We start from the raw sequence: 15,467 nt of genomic DNA, 5'->3' as shown, positions 1-15,467 counted from the left end.
CAGAACCCCCGCTCCCGCCTCAGACCCATTCCCTGGGGGTGAGATACCGCTCCAGCAATTGCGCCTCCGGGCTTCCCGGCGGCGCCTGATAGTTGTACTCCCACCGCACCAGCGGCGGCAGGGACATGAGGATGGACTCGGTCCGTCCCCCCGACTGCAGCCCGAACAGGGTGCCCCGGTCATGGAGCAGGTTGAACTCCACATAGCGCCCCCGCCGGTAGAGTTGGAAATCCCGCTGGGCCTGGGTGTAAGGCGTCCCGTGACGCCGGTCCACGATGGGCAGATAGCCGGGCAGATAGCCGTCCCCCACGCCGCGCACGAACTCAAAACAGCGCTCAAAGCCCCATTCGTTCAGGTCATCGAAGAACAATCCGCCGATCCCCCGGTGTTCCCGGCGGTGTTTGAGATAGAAATACTCGTCACACCACTGCTTGAAGCGGGCATGGACCCCCTCGCCGAAGGGCGTGCACAGGGTATGGGCATGAGCGTGCCAGTGAATGCAGTCCTCGTCGTGGCCGTAATAGGGGGTGAGATCGAAGCCGCCGCCGAACCACCACACCGGCGCCTCACCCTCCTTTTCCGCCAGAAAGAAGCGCACGTTGGCATGGGAACTGGGGACATGGGGATTGAGGGGGTGGATGACCAGGGAGACCCCGGCGGCCTGGAAGCGCCGTCCGGCCAGGGCAGGGCGGTGGGCCGTGGCGGTGGGGGGCAGGTTGCGGCCCGAGACATGGGAGAAGTTGATGCCGGCCTGTTCGAAGATCGCCCCTCGGCGCATCACCCGGCTGCGGCCGCCGCCGCCTTCCTCCCGGGTCCAGGCATCATCCACCCAGGCGGCGCTCGGGTCCCGGTCGGCCAGGACTTGGCAGATCCGGTCCTGCAGGCCACGGAAGTAGTCCAGAACCGGTTCAATCCGGGGGGAGGCCGTGCCGGTCATGGGCTCAGCTGCCCCGGATCTGCCGGCCGGTCTGCAGATCCCGGATCTCGCTGGGGTTTTCCCGGCCACCGGTAGGGCCTTCCAGGATGCCGTCCAGCAGCGAGCCCAGGGCTGCGTCCACTTCGTCGGCGGATCGCCCCGGGGGATGGCCGGACAGGTTGGCGCTGGTGGAGACCAGGGCCATGCCGGCCGCCCGGCACAGTGCCGCCGCCAGGGGATGATCGGTGACACGGACCGCCAGGGTGTCATGGACCCCGGTGAGCCAGCGCGGCGTGTCCGGTCGGGCCGGCCACAGCCAGGTGTGGGGGCCGGGCCAGGTGGCCATGGCCTGTTCCTGCAGCCGGGCATCCACCGGCCGCAGGAAGGGGGAGAACTGGGCGAAGTCCGCGCCGATGAGGATCAGTCCCTGGTCGGGGAGCCGTTGTTTGATCTGCAGCAGCCGGTGGACCGTCACTTCGTTGCGGGGATCGCAACCCAGACCGAACACGGCCTCGGTGGGGTAGGCAATGACGCCGCCCCCACGGATGAGGGCGGCGGCATCGGTGGCGTCCGTCAGTCGTCTGGTCATGGCGAGGGCTGTCAGCGGGAGTTGCCGGCACTGCGCTCGGCCGGGGAGGTGTCCCGGTCACCGGTCTTGGCAGTGGTAGTGGCCTTGCGGGAACGGGTACCCGTCCTGGTAGCTCCGGATGTGGTGGTCCCGGCCTTGCTCTTGCTTGCGGCGGCCTTTTTCCCGGGTTTGGCCTTGTCCTCGGATGCCTCCTTGGCGGTGGTGGCCTTCTTCTTCGGCGCGGCCTTCCGGGTGCCCCGGCCCTTCTTCTCCGGCGCGGCCGCCAGCAGGGTGCGGCACTGCTCCAGGGTCAGGGCCTTGGGGTCCTCGTCCTTGGGAATGCGGGCATTCTTGTTGCCGTCGGTGATGTAGGGACCGTAGCGGCCGTTGAGCACCTGGATGCCGGCCTCCTCGAACACCTGGATGAATCGATTGGCATCCGCTTCCTTCTTCTCCGCCACCAGTTCCAGGGCCCGGGACAGCTCGATGGTGTAGGGGTCGTCCTCCTTCTTCAGGGAGGCATAGCGGCTGCCGAACTTCACGTAGGGTCCGAAGCGGCCGATGTTCACGCTCACCGGCTCCCCTTCCGGGGTCTCCCCCAGTTCCCGGGGCAGCTGGAACAGGGCCAGGGCCTCGTCCAGGGTGATGCTGTCCATCTTCTGGCCGGGGCGCAGGCCGGCAAAGCGGGGTTTTTCCTCGTCTTCCTTGGTGCCGATCTGGACGAAGGGTCCGTAGCGCCCCATGCGCACGGAGACCGGCCGACCCGACTTGGGATCGGTGCCGATCTCCCGGGCCTGCACCGCCTCCTCGCGGGTGACCGAGGCATCCTTTTCCTTCACCTGCTCATGGAAGCGGCTCCAGAAGCCCTCCATCACCGGAATCCAGTCCTTCTCGCCCCGGGAGATCTCGTCCAGCTCGTCTTCCAGGCGGGCGGTGAAGTCGTAGTCCACGTACTGGGTGAAGTGCTGGGTCAGGAAGGTGTTGACGATGCGGCCGATGTCCGTGGGCACGAAGCGCCGGTTCACCAGCTCTGCATATTCCCGTTGCATCAGGGTGCTGATAATGGAGGCATAGGTGGAGGGACGGCCGATGCCGTGCTCTTCCAGGGCCTTCACCAGGCTGGCTTCCGAATACCGGGGCGGCGGCTCGGTGAAGTGCTGATCCGCCTGCACGTCGTTCAGGGTGACCTGTTCACCTTCCTGAAGCTCCGGCAGCAGGCGTTCATCGTTTTCCACCGGGGCGTCGTCCTGATCCTCCCGGTAGACGGCCATGAAGCCGGGGTCGCGCACGGAGGAGCCGGTGGCGCGGAAGATATGCTCGGCGCTACCCGCTTCCAGGTCGGCGGCCACCGTGTCCAGGGTGGCGTGGATCATCTGGCAGGCCACGGTGCGTTTCCAGATCAGGTCATAGAGCTTGAACTGATCGGTGGTCAGATGGCCCTTCACCTCCTCGGGCAGGCGCAGCACCGAGGTGGGGCGGATGGCCTCGTGGGCCTCCTGGGCGTTCTTGGACTTGGTCTTGTACTGGCGGGGGCTGCCGGGGACCTTGTCGCGGCCGTAGCGCTGGGCGATCAGGCCGCGGATCTCTTCCACGGCCTCATTGGCCAGGGTGAAGGAGTCGGTACGCATGTAGGTGATCAGACCGATGGGGCCGGAGCCCAGATCGATCCCTTCGTAGAGCTGCTGCGCCACGCGCATGGCCCGACTGGCGGAGAAGCCCAGCTTGCGCACGGCTTCCTGCTGCAGGGTGGAGGTGGTGAACGGCGGTGCCGGATTGCGGCGCCGCTGTTTCTTTTCCACCTTGGCCACCCGCAGCCGGCCCTGGGCGGCGGCCAGCAGGGTTTGGCGCGCCTGGTCGGCGTCGGCCTCGTTGTTGATGTCGAACTGTTCCAGCTTGCGTCCGCCGTAAATCTGCAGACGGGCGGTGAACGGGCTTTCATCCTTGGCCGCCAGGGCGTCCAGGGTCCAGTATTCCCGGGTGATGAAGCGCTCGATTTCCTCTTCGCGCTCCACGATCATGCGCAGGGCGGGACTCTGTACCCGACCGGCGGACAGACCGCGCTTGATCTTCTTCCACAGCAGGGGGGACAGGTTGAAGCCCACCAGATAGTCCAGCGCACGCCGCGCCTGCTGGGCGTTGATCAGATCGTTGGACAGCTCGCGGGGATGCTCAATGGCGTCGCGCACGGCCCGCTGGGTGATCTCGTGGAAGACCACCCGCTCGGTGGTCTTGTTGTCCAGCAGGCCCCGTTCCCGCAGCAGTTCATGGAGATGCCAGGAGATGGCCTCGCCTTCCCGGTCCGGGTCGGTGGCCAGGATCAGGCGATCGGCCTTCTTCAGGGCGCGGGCGATACTCTCCACATGCTTCTCGTTGCGGTCGATCACCTGATAGTGCATGCGGAAGTCGTGGTCGGGGTCCACGGCGCCCTCCTTGGGCACCAGGTCGCGCACGTGGCCATAGGAGGCCAGCACCTCGAAATCGCTGCCGAGGTACTTTTTGATGGTCTTGGCCTTGGCGGGGGACTCGACGATGACCAGGTTCTTGCTCATGTCCTGGCTACCTGTGGTTCTTTGTGGGGTTTCAGTGCAGATACTCCGGCGGGCTGTCGAACATCATGTTCTCCAGCCAGGTGTAGGCGGCTTCCTGCCCGGGCTGGTTGAACAGCACCATGAGCGTGATCCATTTGATTTCTTCCAGGCTGATGTCTTCGGCATCCAGATCCATGATCCGGTTGATGACCACCTCGCGGGTGGCGGGGCTAAGGACACCGTTTTGTTCCAGAAACAGCAGGAATCCGCGGCTCTCGGCATCCATGCGGTTCATCTCGGCCTTGGTGTAGACGCGCAGCGCCGAACCGGCATGGACCGTCTGCGGCGAGTCCTGGGCGGCCAGGTTTTCCAGCCAGTCGAAGGCCTTGTGGATCTCGGCCACCGGAAACCCGGCATCCAGCAGGAGGTCCTGAAGCTGTTCCCGATCCGGCTCCAGCTCGGTATCGTCATCAATATAGTTTTCAAACAAATACATCAGGACATCAAGTACGTTTTCTTTCATTTTCCGCTTTCCGACCGCAGGCGGACATAACGACCACCGGACAAGGAGGCCACCTGGCCGCGCAACTCCATGAGCAGCAGCATGGAGGAAACCGCACCCACGGTCAATGTGGTGCGGGCCACCAGCTGGTCCACCGAGACCGGGTCATGGCCCATGGCCTCCAGCAGACGGACATGGTCTGCATCCGGCGCCGGGTCGGTGGTCGCCGCCGGCACCATGGCCGGTGTCCGCGGGTCCGGGGGCTGGGGAGGCAGCAGATCACCGAGTTCCTCAAGGATATCATCCGCCGTTTCCACCAGTTTCGCGCCCTCGCGGATCAGGCGGTGACAGCCCCGGGCCAGGGGATTGTGGATGGAGCCGGGGATGGCAAACACCTCCCGCCCCTGTTCCACCGTCAGCCGGGCGGTGATCAGCGAGCCGCTGCGGGTGGCCGCTTCCACCACCAGGGTCCCCACGGCCAGGCCCGCCAGAATGCGGTTGCGGCGGGGGAAGTTCTGGGGTGTGACCGGGGTGCCGGTGGGCAGTTCCGTCACCATGGCCCCTTCGGCCACGATGCGATGGCCCAGGTCGCGGTGGGCGGCGGGATAGATCCGGTCAGGGCCGGTACCCGTCACCGCAACGGTCAGGCCCTGGGCCGCCAGGGCGCCTTCATGGGCGGCGGCATCGATGCCCTTGGCCAGGCCGCTGGCAATCACCAGTCCCCGGCGGGCCAGATGGGCGCTGAAGGCCGCGGCGGTTTCACGGCCGCCGGGCGTGGGATGGCGACTGCCCACCACCGCCAGCATGGGCCAGGACAGCACCTGGGGGTCCCCCACCACATACAGCACCGGGGGCGGCCCCGCGATATCCTTCAGACGGACCGGATAGCGGGGATCGTCCAGGGTCAGGATGTGGTGTCCCTCCCGGCGGGACCAGTCCAGGTCCGCCTGTACCCCCGGTGGCGTCTCTGCCTGGAGAAAGTCAATGGCCGCCACCGACAGGCCCGCCCGGCGCCAGGCGGACGGGCCAGCCGCCATCACGTCCCGAGGCGTGGCATGTTGCCGCAGCAGACGCATAAAGGTGGCGGGCCCCACCCCCGGTGCATGCAGGAGGTGGAGCCAGGCGGTCAGCGCTGACGAGTCCATGTGTCGTGCCCGTGTCCCCATGCCCCGCTCAGGGGCGTCTGACGGCGAATCCCCTCTCGATGGGATGGGTGGACTCCATCACCAGGGCATAGCTCACCTTCTCGAAGGTGCGGAACACCATGACCAGACCCACCCGCTCGTCGGGCAGGGTGACCTGCTCGCCCAGGCGCCCCGCCATGCGGTCACGCACCACCCGGCCGGACTGATAGGTGGCGAAGACATGGCCCCGCTCGATGCCTTCCCGCTCCCCCAGGTTGATGACCGCCACCTGGAAGCGCGCGATCTGGCTGATGGCGTCGAACAGGGAGATGATCTGGCCCTCGGCTTCCCGGGGTGGTGCGGCGGGAGTGAAGAGGAAGTTCTGCTCCTCGGCTTCCTGGTGCAGCAGGCGATCCCCGATCAGGGCCTCGCGATCACTGCGTACCAGCAGTATCGTGGCCGGATCCCCTCCACGGACCAGTTCGGCCTCGCCGACGGGGATGGCCTCGTAGCCCAGCAGTTCCCGGGTCTTGGGATCCCTGAGTTCGCCGCCGGGGCGGAAGACGTCGAAGCGCTGGCCCAGGGGCTCTCCTTCCAGGCGGCGGGCGTAGAGGCGATCATGGGCGCCGAATACCAGTCGCTCATCCCGGGCGGCCATCAGGTAGGCGGAATCTTCCAGCTGCTCCTTTGTCACAACCCTTGGACGGATCAGGAACTGCTGCAGGGCCTGGATGGGCACATCCATCGAGGGCGGCAGGGGTTCCGCCCTGACCTGGGGCGAAAGGCGCAGGGTGGGCCGGACCCGCGGTCCGCCATCCACGGTGAGGTAGGGACGACCATCCACGTAGTACAGGGTGATGATGTCGCCGGGATAGATCAGGTGAGGGTTGGCGATCTGCGGATTGCTGACCCAGATCTCCGGCCAGAACCAGGGGTCGCGCAGGAACCGGCTGGAGATGTCCCACAGGGTGTCGCCCCGCTGGACCACGTAGCGTTCCGGCGCGGTGGGGCGGATGCGGACTTCCGCCGGTGGCGCGGGGGCGGGTTCCGGTGCGGCCGCCGCCGGTACCGGCGGCAATGGTTCCGGCTCCGGTGGCGTGGTGGCGCATCCTGAGGCCAGGAACGCTAGAATAAGCGTTACGGCGGACAGGCGGCGCCCGATACGCCGCGGATTGGGAGCGGACATGGTTTCCCCTCGTCACTAAGGCATCATTGTTCCGGACCCTTCCGTGGCACTGCCCCGAAGACAGCCCATGGAAGCCCCATGGCTGGAGTAAAGAACCCGACCTGTACGGCAATGATCTAATATGATCCCAACTGTAGCAGAAATGATTTTGAGCCTGCACACATACACCCACTTTAGCGGATGAGCGGTCATGGCCCTGCTAGAAATCTTGCATTTTCCCGATCCCCGGCTGCGTCGTCAGGCCGAAACCGTCAAGGTGGTGGATGACGCCATCCGCAAGCTGGTGGACGACATGTTCCAGACCATGTACCACGCCTCGGGGATCGGCCTGGCCGCGACCCAGGTGGGGGTGCTGCACCGGGTGGTGGTGATGGACGTGGCCGAGGAGGGCTCGGACGAGCGCTCCGGCCAGGGAGTGCATCCCATCTGCCTGATCAACCCCGAGATCATTGCCCGCGAGGGGGATGTGGAGACCGAGGAAGGCTGTCTGTCCGTCCCCGGCTTCTATGAGCCGGTGCGGCGTGCCCAGCGGGTGCGGGTACGGGCCCTGAACCGCGACGGCAAGCCCTTCGAACTGGAGGCGGGCGGGCTGCTGGCGGTCTGCATCCAGCATGAGATCGACCACCTGGACGGCAAGCTGTTCGTGGATCACATCTCGACCCTGAAGCGGGGCCGCATCAAGAAGAAGCTGGAGAAGCAGGCCCGGCTGACCGGTACCGCCGGTGCCGCCCGTCACCGGGAGGCGGTCTGAGCCTCCCGTTCACCCTTGCCCTTGATCCAACGCTCATTCACAAGGTTTTCCATTGCCCAGTCCCCTGCGCATCATCTACGCCGGCACCCCCGATTTCGCGGTGCCGGCCCTTGAGGCACTGATTGCCTCCCCCCATGACGTCGTCGCGGTCTATACCCAGCCGGATCGCCCGGCGGGGCGCGGCCGCAAGCTGACCCCCAGCCCGGTGAAACAGGTGGCCCTGGCCCACGGGATCCCGGTGGAACAGCCCGAGCGCCTGCGCCCCGAACCGGTGCAGGTGCGACTGCGGGAGTATCGGCCGGACCTGATGGTGGTGGCGGCCTACGGCCTCATCCTGCCCCAGTCGGTCCTGGACATTCCCCGGCTGGGTTGCGTCAACATCCATGCCTCCCTGCTTCCCCGCTGGCGGGGCGCGGCGCCCATCCAGCGGGCCCTGGCGGAAGGGGATGAAAGCACCGGCGTCACCCTGATGCAGATGGCGGCCGGCCTGGATACCGGTGACATGCTGCTCAAGGGGGTGTGCCCCATCACCCCCGCCGACACCGCCCGGACCCTGCATGACCGCCTGGCGGCGATGGGGGCGGCATTGCTGCTGCCCTGCCTGGATGACCTGGCCGACGGTCGGCTCCATCCCGAACCCCAGGACGAGACGCTGGCCACCTATGCCCGCAAGCTGGACAAGGCCGAAGCCTTGCTGGAGTGGTCGCTGCCGGCGGCGGTGCTGGACCGTCGCATCCGCGCCTTCAACCCCTGGCCGGTGGCCCAGACCCTGTATCAGGGACAGCCGCTGAGGCTATGGATGTCCCGCTCCCTGCCGGCCGCCGGCACCGGCGCGACGCCGGGCACCGTGGTGGCGGAGGGGCCGGAGGGGATCGACGTCGCCACCGGCGAGGGGATCCTGCGCATCACCTGCCTGCAGTTGCCCGGCGGCAAGCCCCTGGAGGCCAAGGCCTTCCTGAATGCGCGATCGCTCCTGGGGACCTGTCTGGGAGACGATGGGGGCAAGGCCTGCTGATCGACCCATGCCCCTCGCGGGCGTCCTGCCGCAATACCACCGGAGTCATGCATGTCCCTGTCTGCCCGTGAAGCCGCCCTCGGCGTCATCCTGCGTGTCCTGCGGGACGGCGTCTCCCTGTCCGAGGCCCTGCCGCCCCGGCTCGATCAGGTCGGCGCCCGTGACCGGGGACTGGTGCAGGCCCTGAGCTACGGCACCCTGCGCTGGCATCGCCGCCTGGAAGCCATGCTGGCGCAGTGGATGGACAAGCCCCTGCGAGGGCGGGATCAGGACGTGGCCTGCGCTCTGGCCATGGGCCTGTTCGAGCTGCTGCACATGAACACCCCGGACTATGCGGCCATCCAGCAGACGGCGGACCTGGGGCGGCGGCTGCGCAAGAAATGGGCGGTGGGACTCATCAACGGGGTATTGCGGCGCGCCCAGCGGGAGATGGACGAGACGGCCCGGCTCGTGGACCAGGATCCCGCCGTGCGCCATGCATTGCCGGACTGGCTTTACCGTCGTCTGGCTTCCGCCCATGGCGAAGACACCGAAGCCCTCTGCCAGGCGCTCAATGCCCACCCCCCCATGACCCTGAGAGTGAATACAGCCCGCGTCAGCCGGGATGATTACCAGGGCGCCCTGGCGGATCAGGGCCTGGCGTCCCAGCCCCATTCCCGGGTGGAGACGGCGCTCACCCTGGCGCAGCCGGTGGCGGTGGAACGGCTGCCGGGGTTCGAGCAGGGGATGGTGTCGGTTCAGGATGTCGCGGCCCAGCTCGCCGCGCCGTTGCTGGCCTGCGCCCCGGGCATGCGGGTACTGGATGCCTGCGCCGCGCCGGGCGGCAAAACCCTGCACCTGCTGGAGCAGGCCGGGGGGTATCTGGATCTCACCGCCGTGGATGCGGACCCCGCCCGCCTGGAGCGGGTGCGGGAGAATCTGCGGCGGGGCGGGTACGAGGCCCGCCTGATCGCCGCCGACGCGGGCGCCCCCGAGGCGTGGCACCAGGGTCCCGGCTATGACCGCATCCTGCTGGATGCACCCTGTTCCGCCACCGGGGTGATCCGTCGCCACCCGGACATCAAGCACCTGCGCCGGGAGGAGGACATCCGGGCATTGCAGGCTCAACAGGCCCGTCTGTTGAGGGCGCTCTGGCCCCTGCTGGCCCCCGGGGGTATGCTTCTTTATGTGACCTGCTCCCTGATGCCGGAGGAAAATGTCATGACGGTTGCCCGTTTTCTGGCCGAAGAGCCCACGGCCCGTGAGCGGCCCATCAAGGCCGCCTGGGGGGTGAGCGTCGAGGCCGGCCGTCAGTTGCGTGCCGGTGAGCAGGGGGGGGACGGATTCTACTATGCCCTGCTGAGCCGATCTTGAATGCCCTGACCCGCCAGCCCCGAACCGCCGCTCCGGCCCTGTTGCTGGCTTTCCTGCTGGCATGGCCGGGCGTACTGGCGGCCTCGTCGGATGACAATCCCCTCAAGGTGCGCTGGGCCGGGACCGAACTGGTCAGCGGCATCTACCTGCTCAATGCGGATATCGACTACCGGCTTACCCGCAATCTCAATCAGGCGCTGCACAACGGCGTCAAGCTGACCTTCGAGGTCCAGATCGAGATCACCCGCAGCCGGGACTGGCTGTGGAACGCCACGGTGGCCGAGCTGGTGCAGCGGTATCGGGTGGAGTATCACGCCTTGAGCCGTCTCTACATCGTCACCCACCTCAATACCGGCGTCCAGCGGGCCTTCTATCGCCTGGAGTCCGCCCTGTTCACCCTGGGGGACCTACGGGAACTGCCGCTGCTGGATGCCGCCCTGCTGGATGATGACCAGGACTACACCGTTCGTCTGCGCGCCCGCCTGAAGGCGGAAGACCTGCCCCTGCCGCTGCGGGTGCGGGGGTATCTGTCCCGCGAATGGAGTCCGGTGAGTGAGTGGTTCGCATGGTCGCTGCGCTGAAAAGAGCCCCCGTGGGGCTGATCTTCATGGCCGTGGTGTTCGTGCTGCTGCTGGGTTCCCTGGTGGTGATGGGGGATGCGGCCCAGAACTCCGAGCGCTTTGAACGTCTTTACGTCTGGATGCTGCTGTTCAATTCCCTGGCCCTGGTGGCCATGGCCCTGGCCATCTGCGTGCGTCTGCTGAGGGTGAGCCGACAGGTCATCCGCCGTGAACCCGGGTCCCGGCTTACGGCCAAGTTGCTGGTCCTGTTCGTGGCCCTGTCTCTGCTGCCGGTCACCATCGTCTATTACTTCTCCCTCAAGTTCCTCGACGAGGGCATCGACAGCTGGTTCGACGTGCGGGTGGAAAAGGCCCTGGAAGATGCCCTGGAGCTGTCCCGTTCCTCCCTGGACCTGCGGGTGCGCCAGCATGCCCGCCAGACCGAGCTGCTGGCGCGGGAGCTGGTGGACGTGCCCGAGACCCTGGCCGCCCTGAGGCTGCGGGACATGCGGGAGAGCAGCCAGGCCCAGGAGCTGTCCCTGTTCGGGGCCAACAACCGCATCATCGCCTATGCCAGCGGTGAGCGGGTGCAGCGCCTGCCGGTCCTGCCGGCGGGCGAGGTGTTGCTGATCCTGTCCCAGGGCAATACCTACACCGCGCTGGAGCCCGTTTACGAAAGTGGCCTGCACATCCGGGTGGTGACCCAGATCCCGTCCCGGGACCCCACCGGGGACGGCCGCATCCTGCAGGCGGTCTATCCGGTGGCGGCCCGCATGGGCGTGCTGGCGGACAGCGTCCAGGACGCCTTCTCCGACTACAAGGCGTTTGCCTATCTGCGGGTCCCCCTGAAACAGAGCTTCAACACCACCCTCTCCCTGGCCCTGCTGATATCGGTCATGACCGCCATCTGGGCGGCCCTGTATTTTTCCGGGCGCCTGGTGGCCCCCATCCAGGAACTGGCGGAGGGGACCCGCTCGGTGGCGGCGGGCGAATATCACAAGAAGCTGTTGGTCACCCGCAACGACGAACTGGGTTTCCTGGTGGGCTCCTTCAACAGCATGACCGCCACCCTGGCCGCCACCCGGGACGAGGTGGAGCGCAGCCGGCGCCTGGCGGAAAGTCAGCGCATGTATCTGGAGACGGTACTTCAGAACCTGTCTTCCGGGGTCATCACCCTGGACCGGCGCTTGACCTTGCGCACCGCCAACGCCGCCGCCGCACAGATCCTGGAAGTGGATCTGGAGCGCCATCTGGGACGCTCCCTGGAGGAGATCGGACAGTACTCCCGGGTGGTGGAAACCTTCATCCAGGCCCTGCAAGGCCGCTTCAACCAGCGGGAGCCGGAGTGGACCGAGCAGCTCACGGTTTTCGGGGCCAGTGGTCGCAAGGTGCTCATGTGTCGTGGTGTCTGGCTCTCCTACGGGGGCGGGCTGCGGGGCGGGCCGGTGGTGGTGTTCGACGACATCACCACCCTGTTGCAGGCCCAGCGGGATGCCGCCTGGGCCGAGGTGGCCCGGCGCCTGGCCCACGAGATCAAGAACCCCCTGACCCCGATCCAGCTCTCCGCCGAGCGTCTGCAGAAGAAGCTGCAGCCCCATCTGGGGCCGGAGGAGGAACAGGTACTCCGGCGGGCCACCCATACCATCGTGCAGCAGGTGGAGGCCATGAAGGCCATGGTCAACGCCTTCAGCGACTATGCCCGTCCCCCGGCCATGACCCCCTCGCCCCTGGATCTGAACCGGCTGGTGCGGGAGGTGGTGGAGCTGTATCGGCACGGGGACAGCCCGGTACGATTCACCCTGGCACTGCATGAGTCCCTGCCGACCCTGACGGCGGACGCCGGGCGTATCCGCCAGTTGCTGCATAACCTGATCAAGAACGGCTTGGAGGCCCTGGAAGGCGTCTCCGGGGGCGAGCTGGAACTGGCCACCTGCTGTATCCAGGACGCGCAGCGCAACATGGTGGAGATCCGGGTGCGCGACAACGGGCGCGGCCTGTCCGAGGACATGATGCCGCGTCTGTTCGAGCCCTATGTCACCAGCAAGCACCGGGGCACGGGGCTTGGCCTGGCCATCGTCAAGAAGATCGTCGAAGAACACAGCGGCATGGTCTGGGCGGAGAATCCCGCCGGGGGCGGGGCGCAGATCGTGATCCATCTGCCCCTGTCCGGCCCCGGCAGTCTCCATGTCGAGGACAGTGATGTACGGGAGGTTGTGTGAAAGAGGCCTGTATCCTGGTAGTGGATGACGAACCGGATATCCGGACCCTGGTTCAGGAGATCCTGGAGGACGAGGGTTACGTCGTGGCCGTTGCCGGCACCGTGGAGGAAGCCCGGGAGCAGCGGCGCCAACGCCGTTTCGACCTCATCCTGCTGGATATCTGGATGCCGGACGGTGACGGCATCAGCCTGCTCAAGGAATGGAGCGAGGCCGGCGGCCAGCCCAGTCCGGTCATCATGATGTCCGGCCATGGCTCGGTGGAGACGGCGGTGGAGGCCACCCGCCTGGGGGCCTACGACTTTCTGGAAAAGCCCCTGTCCATGGCCAAGCTCACCCTGACGGTGGAGCGGACCCTGGAAGCGGACCGCCTGACCCGGGAGAACATCGGTCTGCGCCGCCGGTTCGGACATGGGGTCCACCCGGAGGGGAGCAGCGCGGTGATGCAGGCCCTGCGGGAGCAGGTGCTGCGCATTGCCCAGCATGACACCTGGGTGCTTATCAGCGGCGAGGCGGGGGTGGGCAAGCAGACCTTTGCCCGCTATCTGCACAGTCATAGTGCCCGGGCATCCCGTCCCTTCGTGGAGGTGCCGGTGGGGGCGATGAACGCCGACGAGGCGGCGGTGGAGATCTTCGGCCAGGAACAGGGCAACCGCATCCGCTACGGCCTGCTGGAGCAGGCCGCGGGGGGCGTGCTCTATCTGGACGAGGTGGCGCAGATGGACCTGCATACCCAGGGCCGCCTGCTGTCCGCCCTGGAGAGCCGGCGCATGACCCGGGTCGGCGGCAGTGATCCCATCGCCGTCAATGTGCGGGTGGTGGCCGCCACCCGCGAGGACCTGCGCGCCCTGGTGCGTGCCGGTGGCTTCCGGGAGGATCTGTACTATCGCCTGAGCGTGGTGCCCCTGCACGTCCCGCCGCTGCGCGAGCATCCGGAGGACATTCCCGAGCTGCTGCGCCATCAGGCCGAGTCCCTGCACCAGGAGGAAGGTTTGCCCCGACGCCGCTTCAGTGATGCCGCCTGCGCCCGTCTGGCCCGGTATCCCTGGCCCGGCAACATCCGTGAGTTGCGCAATCTGGTGCAGCGCCTGCTGATCCTCGGCAATACCGAGGAAGTGGACGCGGACGAGGCACAGGCCGCCCTGGCCGGGCGCGGTCCTCTGGCCCAGGACTGCCGGGACGCCCCGCCGGTGGATGTGGACCTGCCCCTGCGGGAAGCCCGGGAGCAGTTCGAGCGGGACTACCTGCTGCGCCAGATGGAGCAGGTGGACGGCCACATGACCCGGCTGGCGGAGCGGGTAGGGCTTGAACGCACGCATCTGTACCGTAAACTGCGCGCCCTCGGCATCGAGCCCAAGAAGGCGAAAGAATGAAGATCCTGATCCTGGGGGCAGGGCAGGTGGGCAGTTCCGTGGCCCATAACCTGTCCAGCGAGGCCAACGACATCACCATCATCGATACCCGGTCGGACATCCTGCGTGCCCTGCAGGATCGCCTGGACCTGCGCACGGTGACCGGTTTTGCCTCCCATCCGGAGGTGCTGGAAGCGGCCGGTGCCCGTGACGCGGACATGATCATCGCGGTCACCAATTCCGACGAGACCAACATGATCGCCTGCCAGGTGGCCTACACCCTGTTCCACACCCCCACCAAGATCGCCCGGGTCCGCGGTGTGGAATACCTGGGCTATCCGGCCCTGTTCGCCCCCGAAGCCCTGCCCATCGACGTGCTCATCAGCCCCGAGGAAGAGGTCACCAACTACATCCAGCGCCTGATCGAGCACCCCGGCGCCCTGCAGGTGCTGGACTTTGCCGATGGCCGGGTCTCCCTGGTGGCGGTGAGGGCCTATCACGGCGGGCCGCTGGTGGGCAAGGAACTGCGCCACCTGGCCAGCCACATGCCGGGGGTGCAGACCCGGGTGGCCGCCATCTTCCGCAAGGACACCGCCATCTACCCGGACGGCCAGACCGTCATCGAGGTGGACGACGAGGTCTTCTTCATCGCCGCCCGGCGCAACATTCGCGCCGTCACCAGCGAGTTGCGCAAGCTGGACAAGCCCTATCGGCGGCTCATCATCGCCGGCGGCGGCAACATCGGCAAGCGCCTGGCCCAGGCCCTGGGTCCGCGTTTTTCCGTCAAGCTCATCGAGCACAACCCGGTGCGGGCCCGGGAGCTGGCCGAGGTGCTGGACAACGTGGTGGTGCTCGGCGGCGATGCCGCCGACGAGGAGCTTCTGATCGAGGAAAACATCGAAAACACCGATGTCTACGTGGCGGTGACCAACGATGACGAGGCCAACATCCTTTCCGCCATGCTGGCCAAGCGCCTGGGGGCGCGCACGGTGATGTCCCTGATCAATCGCCCCAGTTACGTGGAGCTGGTGCAGAGCGGCATCATCGACATCGCCATCTCCCCCCAGCAGGTGACCATCGGCGCCCTGCTCACCCATGTGCGCCGGGGTGACGTGGTGGCGGTGCACAGCCTGCGCCGCGGTGCCGCCGAAGCCATTGAGGCGGTCGCCCACGGCGACAGCAAGACCTCCAGGGTGGTGGGACGCATGGTGGAGGAGATCAACCTGCCCCGGGGCTGTACCATTGGTGCCTTGGTGCGGGGGGACGAAGTCATCATCGCCCACCGCGACACGGTCATCCAGGCGGAAGACCATGTGATTCTTTTCCTCACCGACAAGCGCCGCGTCAACGAGGTCGAGCGCCTGTTCCAGGTGAGCGTGACCTTCCTCTAGGGGGT

The 15,467-nt window shown here is 66.9% G+C and carries 13 protein-coding genes; 7 read left to right on the top strand and 6 right to left on the bottom strand.

Translation table 11 applies throughout. From position 1 onward, the window contains the following. Positions 1–19 precede the first annotated feature (19 nt). The 6 genes from hemF to ACLF6L_RS15140 are packed head-to-tail and all read right to left on the bottom strand — an operon-like array spanning position 20 to position 6,824. Positions 20–937 (bottom strand): oxygen-dependent coproporphyrinogen oxidase, encoded by a 918-nt coding sequence (hemF, locus tag ACLF6L_RS15165; RefSeq protein WP_412852030.1) that lies wholly within the window; start codon positions 935–937, stop codon positions 20–22. 4 nt (positions 938–941) lie between these two features. Beyond that, a complete protein-coding gene (locus ACLF6L_RS15160) occupies positions 942–1,505 on the bottom strand; it encodes a Sua5/YciO/YrdC/YwlC family protein (protein WP_412852029.1) in 564 nt (187 codons plus the stop codon). 11 nt (positions 1,506–1,516) lie between these two features. Next, positions 1,517–4,033, bottom strand: coding sequence for a DNA topoisomerase I (locus tag ACLF6L_RS15155; protein ID WP_412852028.1), 2,517 nt, complete (start codon positions 4,031–4,033; stop codon positions 1,517–1,519). A 31-nt stretch (positions 4,034–4,064) separates the two neighbouring features. Continuing rightward, positions 4,065–4,535 (bottom strand): DUF494 family protein, encoded by a 471-nt coding sequence (locus ACLF6L_RS15150; protein WP_238617058.1) that lies wholly within the window; start codon positions 4,533–4,535, stop codon positions 4,065–4,067. After that, positions 4,532–5,659 carry a DNA-processing protein DprA gene (dprA, locus tag ACLF6L_RS15145; protein ID WP_412852027.1) on the bottom strand — a complete coding sequence of 376 codons (1,128 nt, stop codon included), beginning with the start codon at positions 5,657–5,659 and terminating at the stop codon, positions 4,532–4,534. Before dprA ends, ACLF6L_RS15150 begins: the two co-directional genes overlap by 4 nt. Before the next feature lie 28 nt (positions 5,660–5,687). Next, positions 5,688–6,824, bottom strand: coding sequence for a LysM peptidoglycan-binding domain-containing protein (locus ACLF6L_RS15140; RefSeq protein WP_238617055.1), 1,137 nt, complete (start codon positions 6,822–6,824; stop codon positions 5,688–5,690). Between the two features lie 190 nt (positions 6,825–7,014). On the opposite strand from ACLF6L_RS15140, the gene def reads away from it, so the two are divergent. From def to trkA, 7 genes are read left to right on the top strand one after another with little or no spacing between them, the layout of a single operon-like run. Further along, a complete protein-coding gene (def, locus tag ACLF6L_RS15135; RefSeq protein WP_412852026.1) occupies positions 7,015–7,575 on the top strand; it encodes a peptide deformylase in 561 nt (186 codons plus the stop codon). Between the two features lie 52 nt (positions 7,576–7,627). Further along, on the top strand, positions 7,628–8,590 hold the full coding sequence (fmt, locus tag ACLF6L_RS15130; RefSeq protein WP_238617054.1) for a methionyl-tRNA formyltransferase: 963 nt from the start codon (positions 7,628–7,630) through the stop codon (positions 8,588–8,590). Positions 8,591–8,641: 51 nt separating this feature from the next. After that, positions 8,642–9,943, top strand: coding sequence for a 16S rRNA (cytosine(967)-C(5))-methyltransferase RsmB (gene rsmB / locus ACLF6L_RS15125; RefSeq protein WP_412852025.1), 1,302 nt, complete (start codon positions 8,642–8,644; stop codon positions 9,941–9,943). Continuing rightward, entirely contained in the window at positions 9,940–10,524 is a 585-nt protein-coding gene (locus ACLF6L_RS15120) for a DUF4390 domain-containing protein (protein WP_238617051.1), read from the top strand. Before rsmB ends, ACLF6L_RS15120 begins: the two co-directional genes overlap by 4 nt. After that, on the top strand, positions 10,509–12,722 hold the full coding sequence (locus ACLF6L_RS15115) for an ATP-binding protein (protein WP_412852024.1): 2,214 nt from the start codon (positions 10,509–10,511) through the stop codon (positions 12,720–12,722). Before ACLF6L_RS15120 ends, ACLF6L_RS15115 begins: the two co-directional genes overlap by 16 nt. After that, complete coding sequence (locus tag ACLF6L_RS15110; RefSeq protein WP_238617050.1) at positions 12,719–14,092, top strand: sigma-54-dependent transcriptional regulator; 1,374 nt, start codon at positions 12,719–12,721, stop codon at positions 14,090–14,092. The genes ACLF6L_RS15115 and ACLF6L_RS15110 overlap by 4 nt, the downstream gene beginning before the upstream one ends. Then, on the top strand, positions 14,089–15,462 hold the full coding sequence (gene trkA, locus ACLF6L_RS15105) for a Trk system potassium transporter TrkA (protein WP_008930838.1): 1,374 nt from the start codon (positions 14,089–14,091) through the stop codon (positions 15,460–15,462). The genes ACLF6L_RS15110 and trkA overlap by 4 nt, the downstream gene beginning before the upstream one ends. Positions 15,463–15,467: the final 5 nt, after the last annotated feature.

The organism is Ectothiorhodospira shaposhnikovii (genome assembly GCF_047222355.1).
In the GTDB taxonomy this organism is placed as follows: Bacteria; Pseudomonadota; Gammaproteobacteria; order Ectothiorhodospirales; family Ectothiorhodospiraceae; genus Ectothiorhodospira.
Note: the sequence above shows the minus strand (reverse complement) of the source record. Positions and strands in the feature narration are given on the sequence as shown.

Bases quoted from the DNA above. Each gene is read 5' to 3' on its own strand.
- rsmB (WP_412852025.1), top strand. From the start codon at position 8,642: ATGTCCCTGTCTGCCCGTGAAGCCGCCCTCGGCGTCATCCTGCGTGTC.
- ACLF6L_RS15140 (WP_238617055.1), bottom strand. From the start codon at position 6,824: ATGTCCGCTCCCAATCCGCGGCGTATCGGGCGCCGCCTGTCCGCCGTA.
- ACLF6L_RS15115 (WP_412852024.1), top strand. From the start codon at position 10,509: ATGGTCGCTGCGCTGAAAAGAGCCCCCGTGGGGCTGATCTTCATGGCC.
- ACLF6L_RS15160 (WP_412852029.1), bottom strand. From the start codon at position 1,505: ATGACCAGACGACTGACGGACGCCACCGATGCCGCCGCCCTCATCCGT.
- ACLF6L_RS15150 (WP_238617058.1), bottom strand. From the start codon at position 4,535: ATGAAAGAAAACGTACTTGATGTCCTGATGTATTTGTTTGAAAACTAT.
- ACLF6L_RS15155 (WP_412852028.1), bottom strand. From the start codon at position 4,033: ATGAGCAAGAACCTGGTCATCGTCGAGTCCCCCGCCAAGGCCAAGACC.
- def (WP_412852026.1), top strand. From the start codon at position 7,015: ATGGCCCTGCTAGAAATCTTGCATTTTCCCGATCCCCGGCTGCGTCGT.
- dprA (WP_412852027.1), bottom strand. From the start codon at position 5,659: ATGGACTCGTCAGCGCTGACCGCCTGGCTCCACCTCCTGCATGCACCG.
- trkA (WP_008930838.1), top strand. From the start codon at position 14,089: ATGAAGATCCTGATCCTGGGGGCAGGGCAGGTGGGCAGTTCCGTGGCC.
- hemF (WP_412852030.1), bottom strand. From the start codon at position 937: ATGACCGGCACGGCCTCCCCCCGGATTGAACCGGTTCTGGACTACTTC.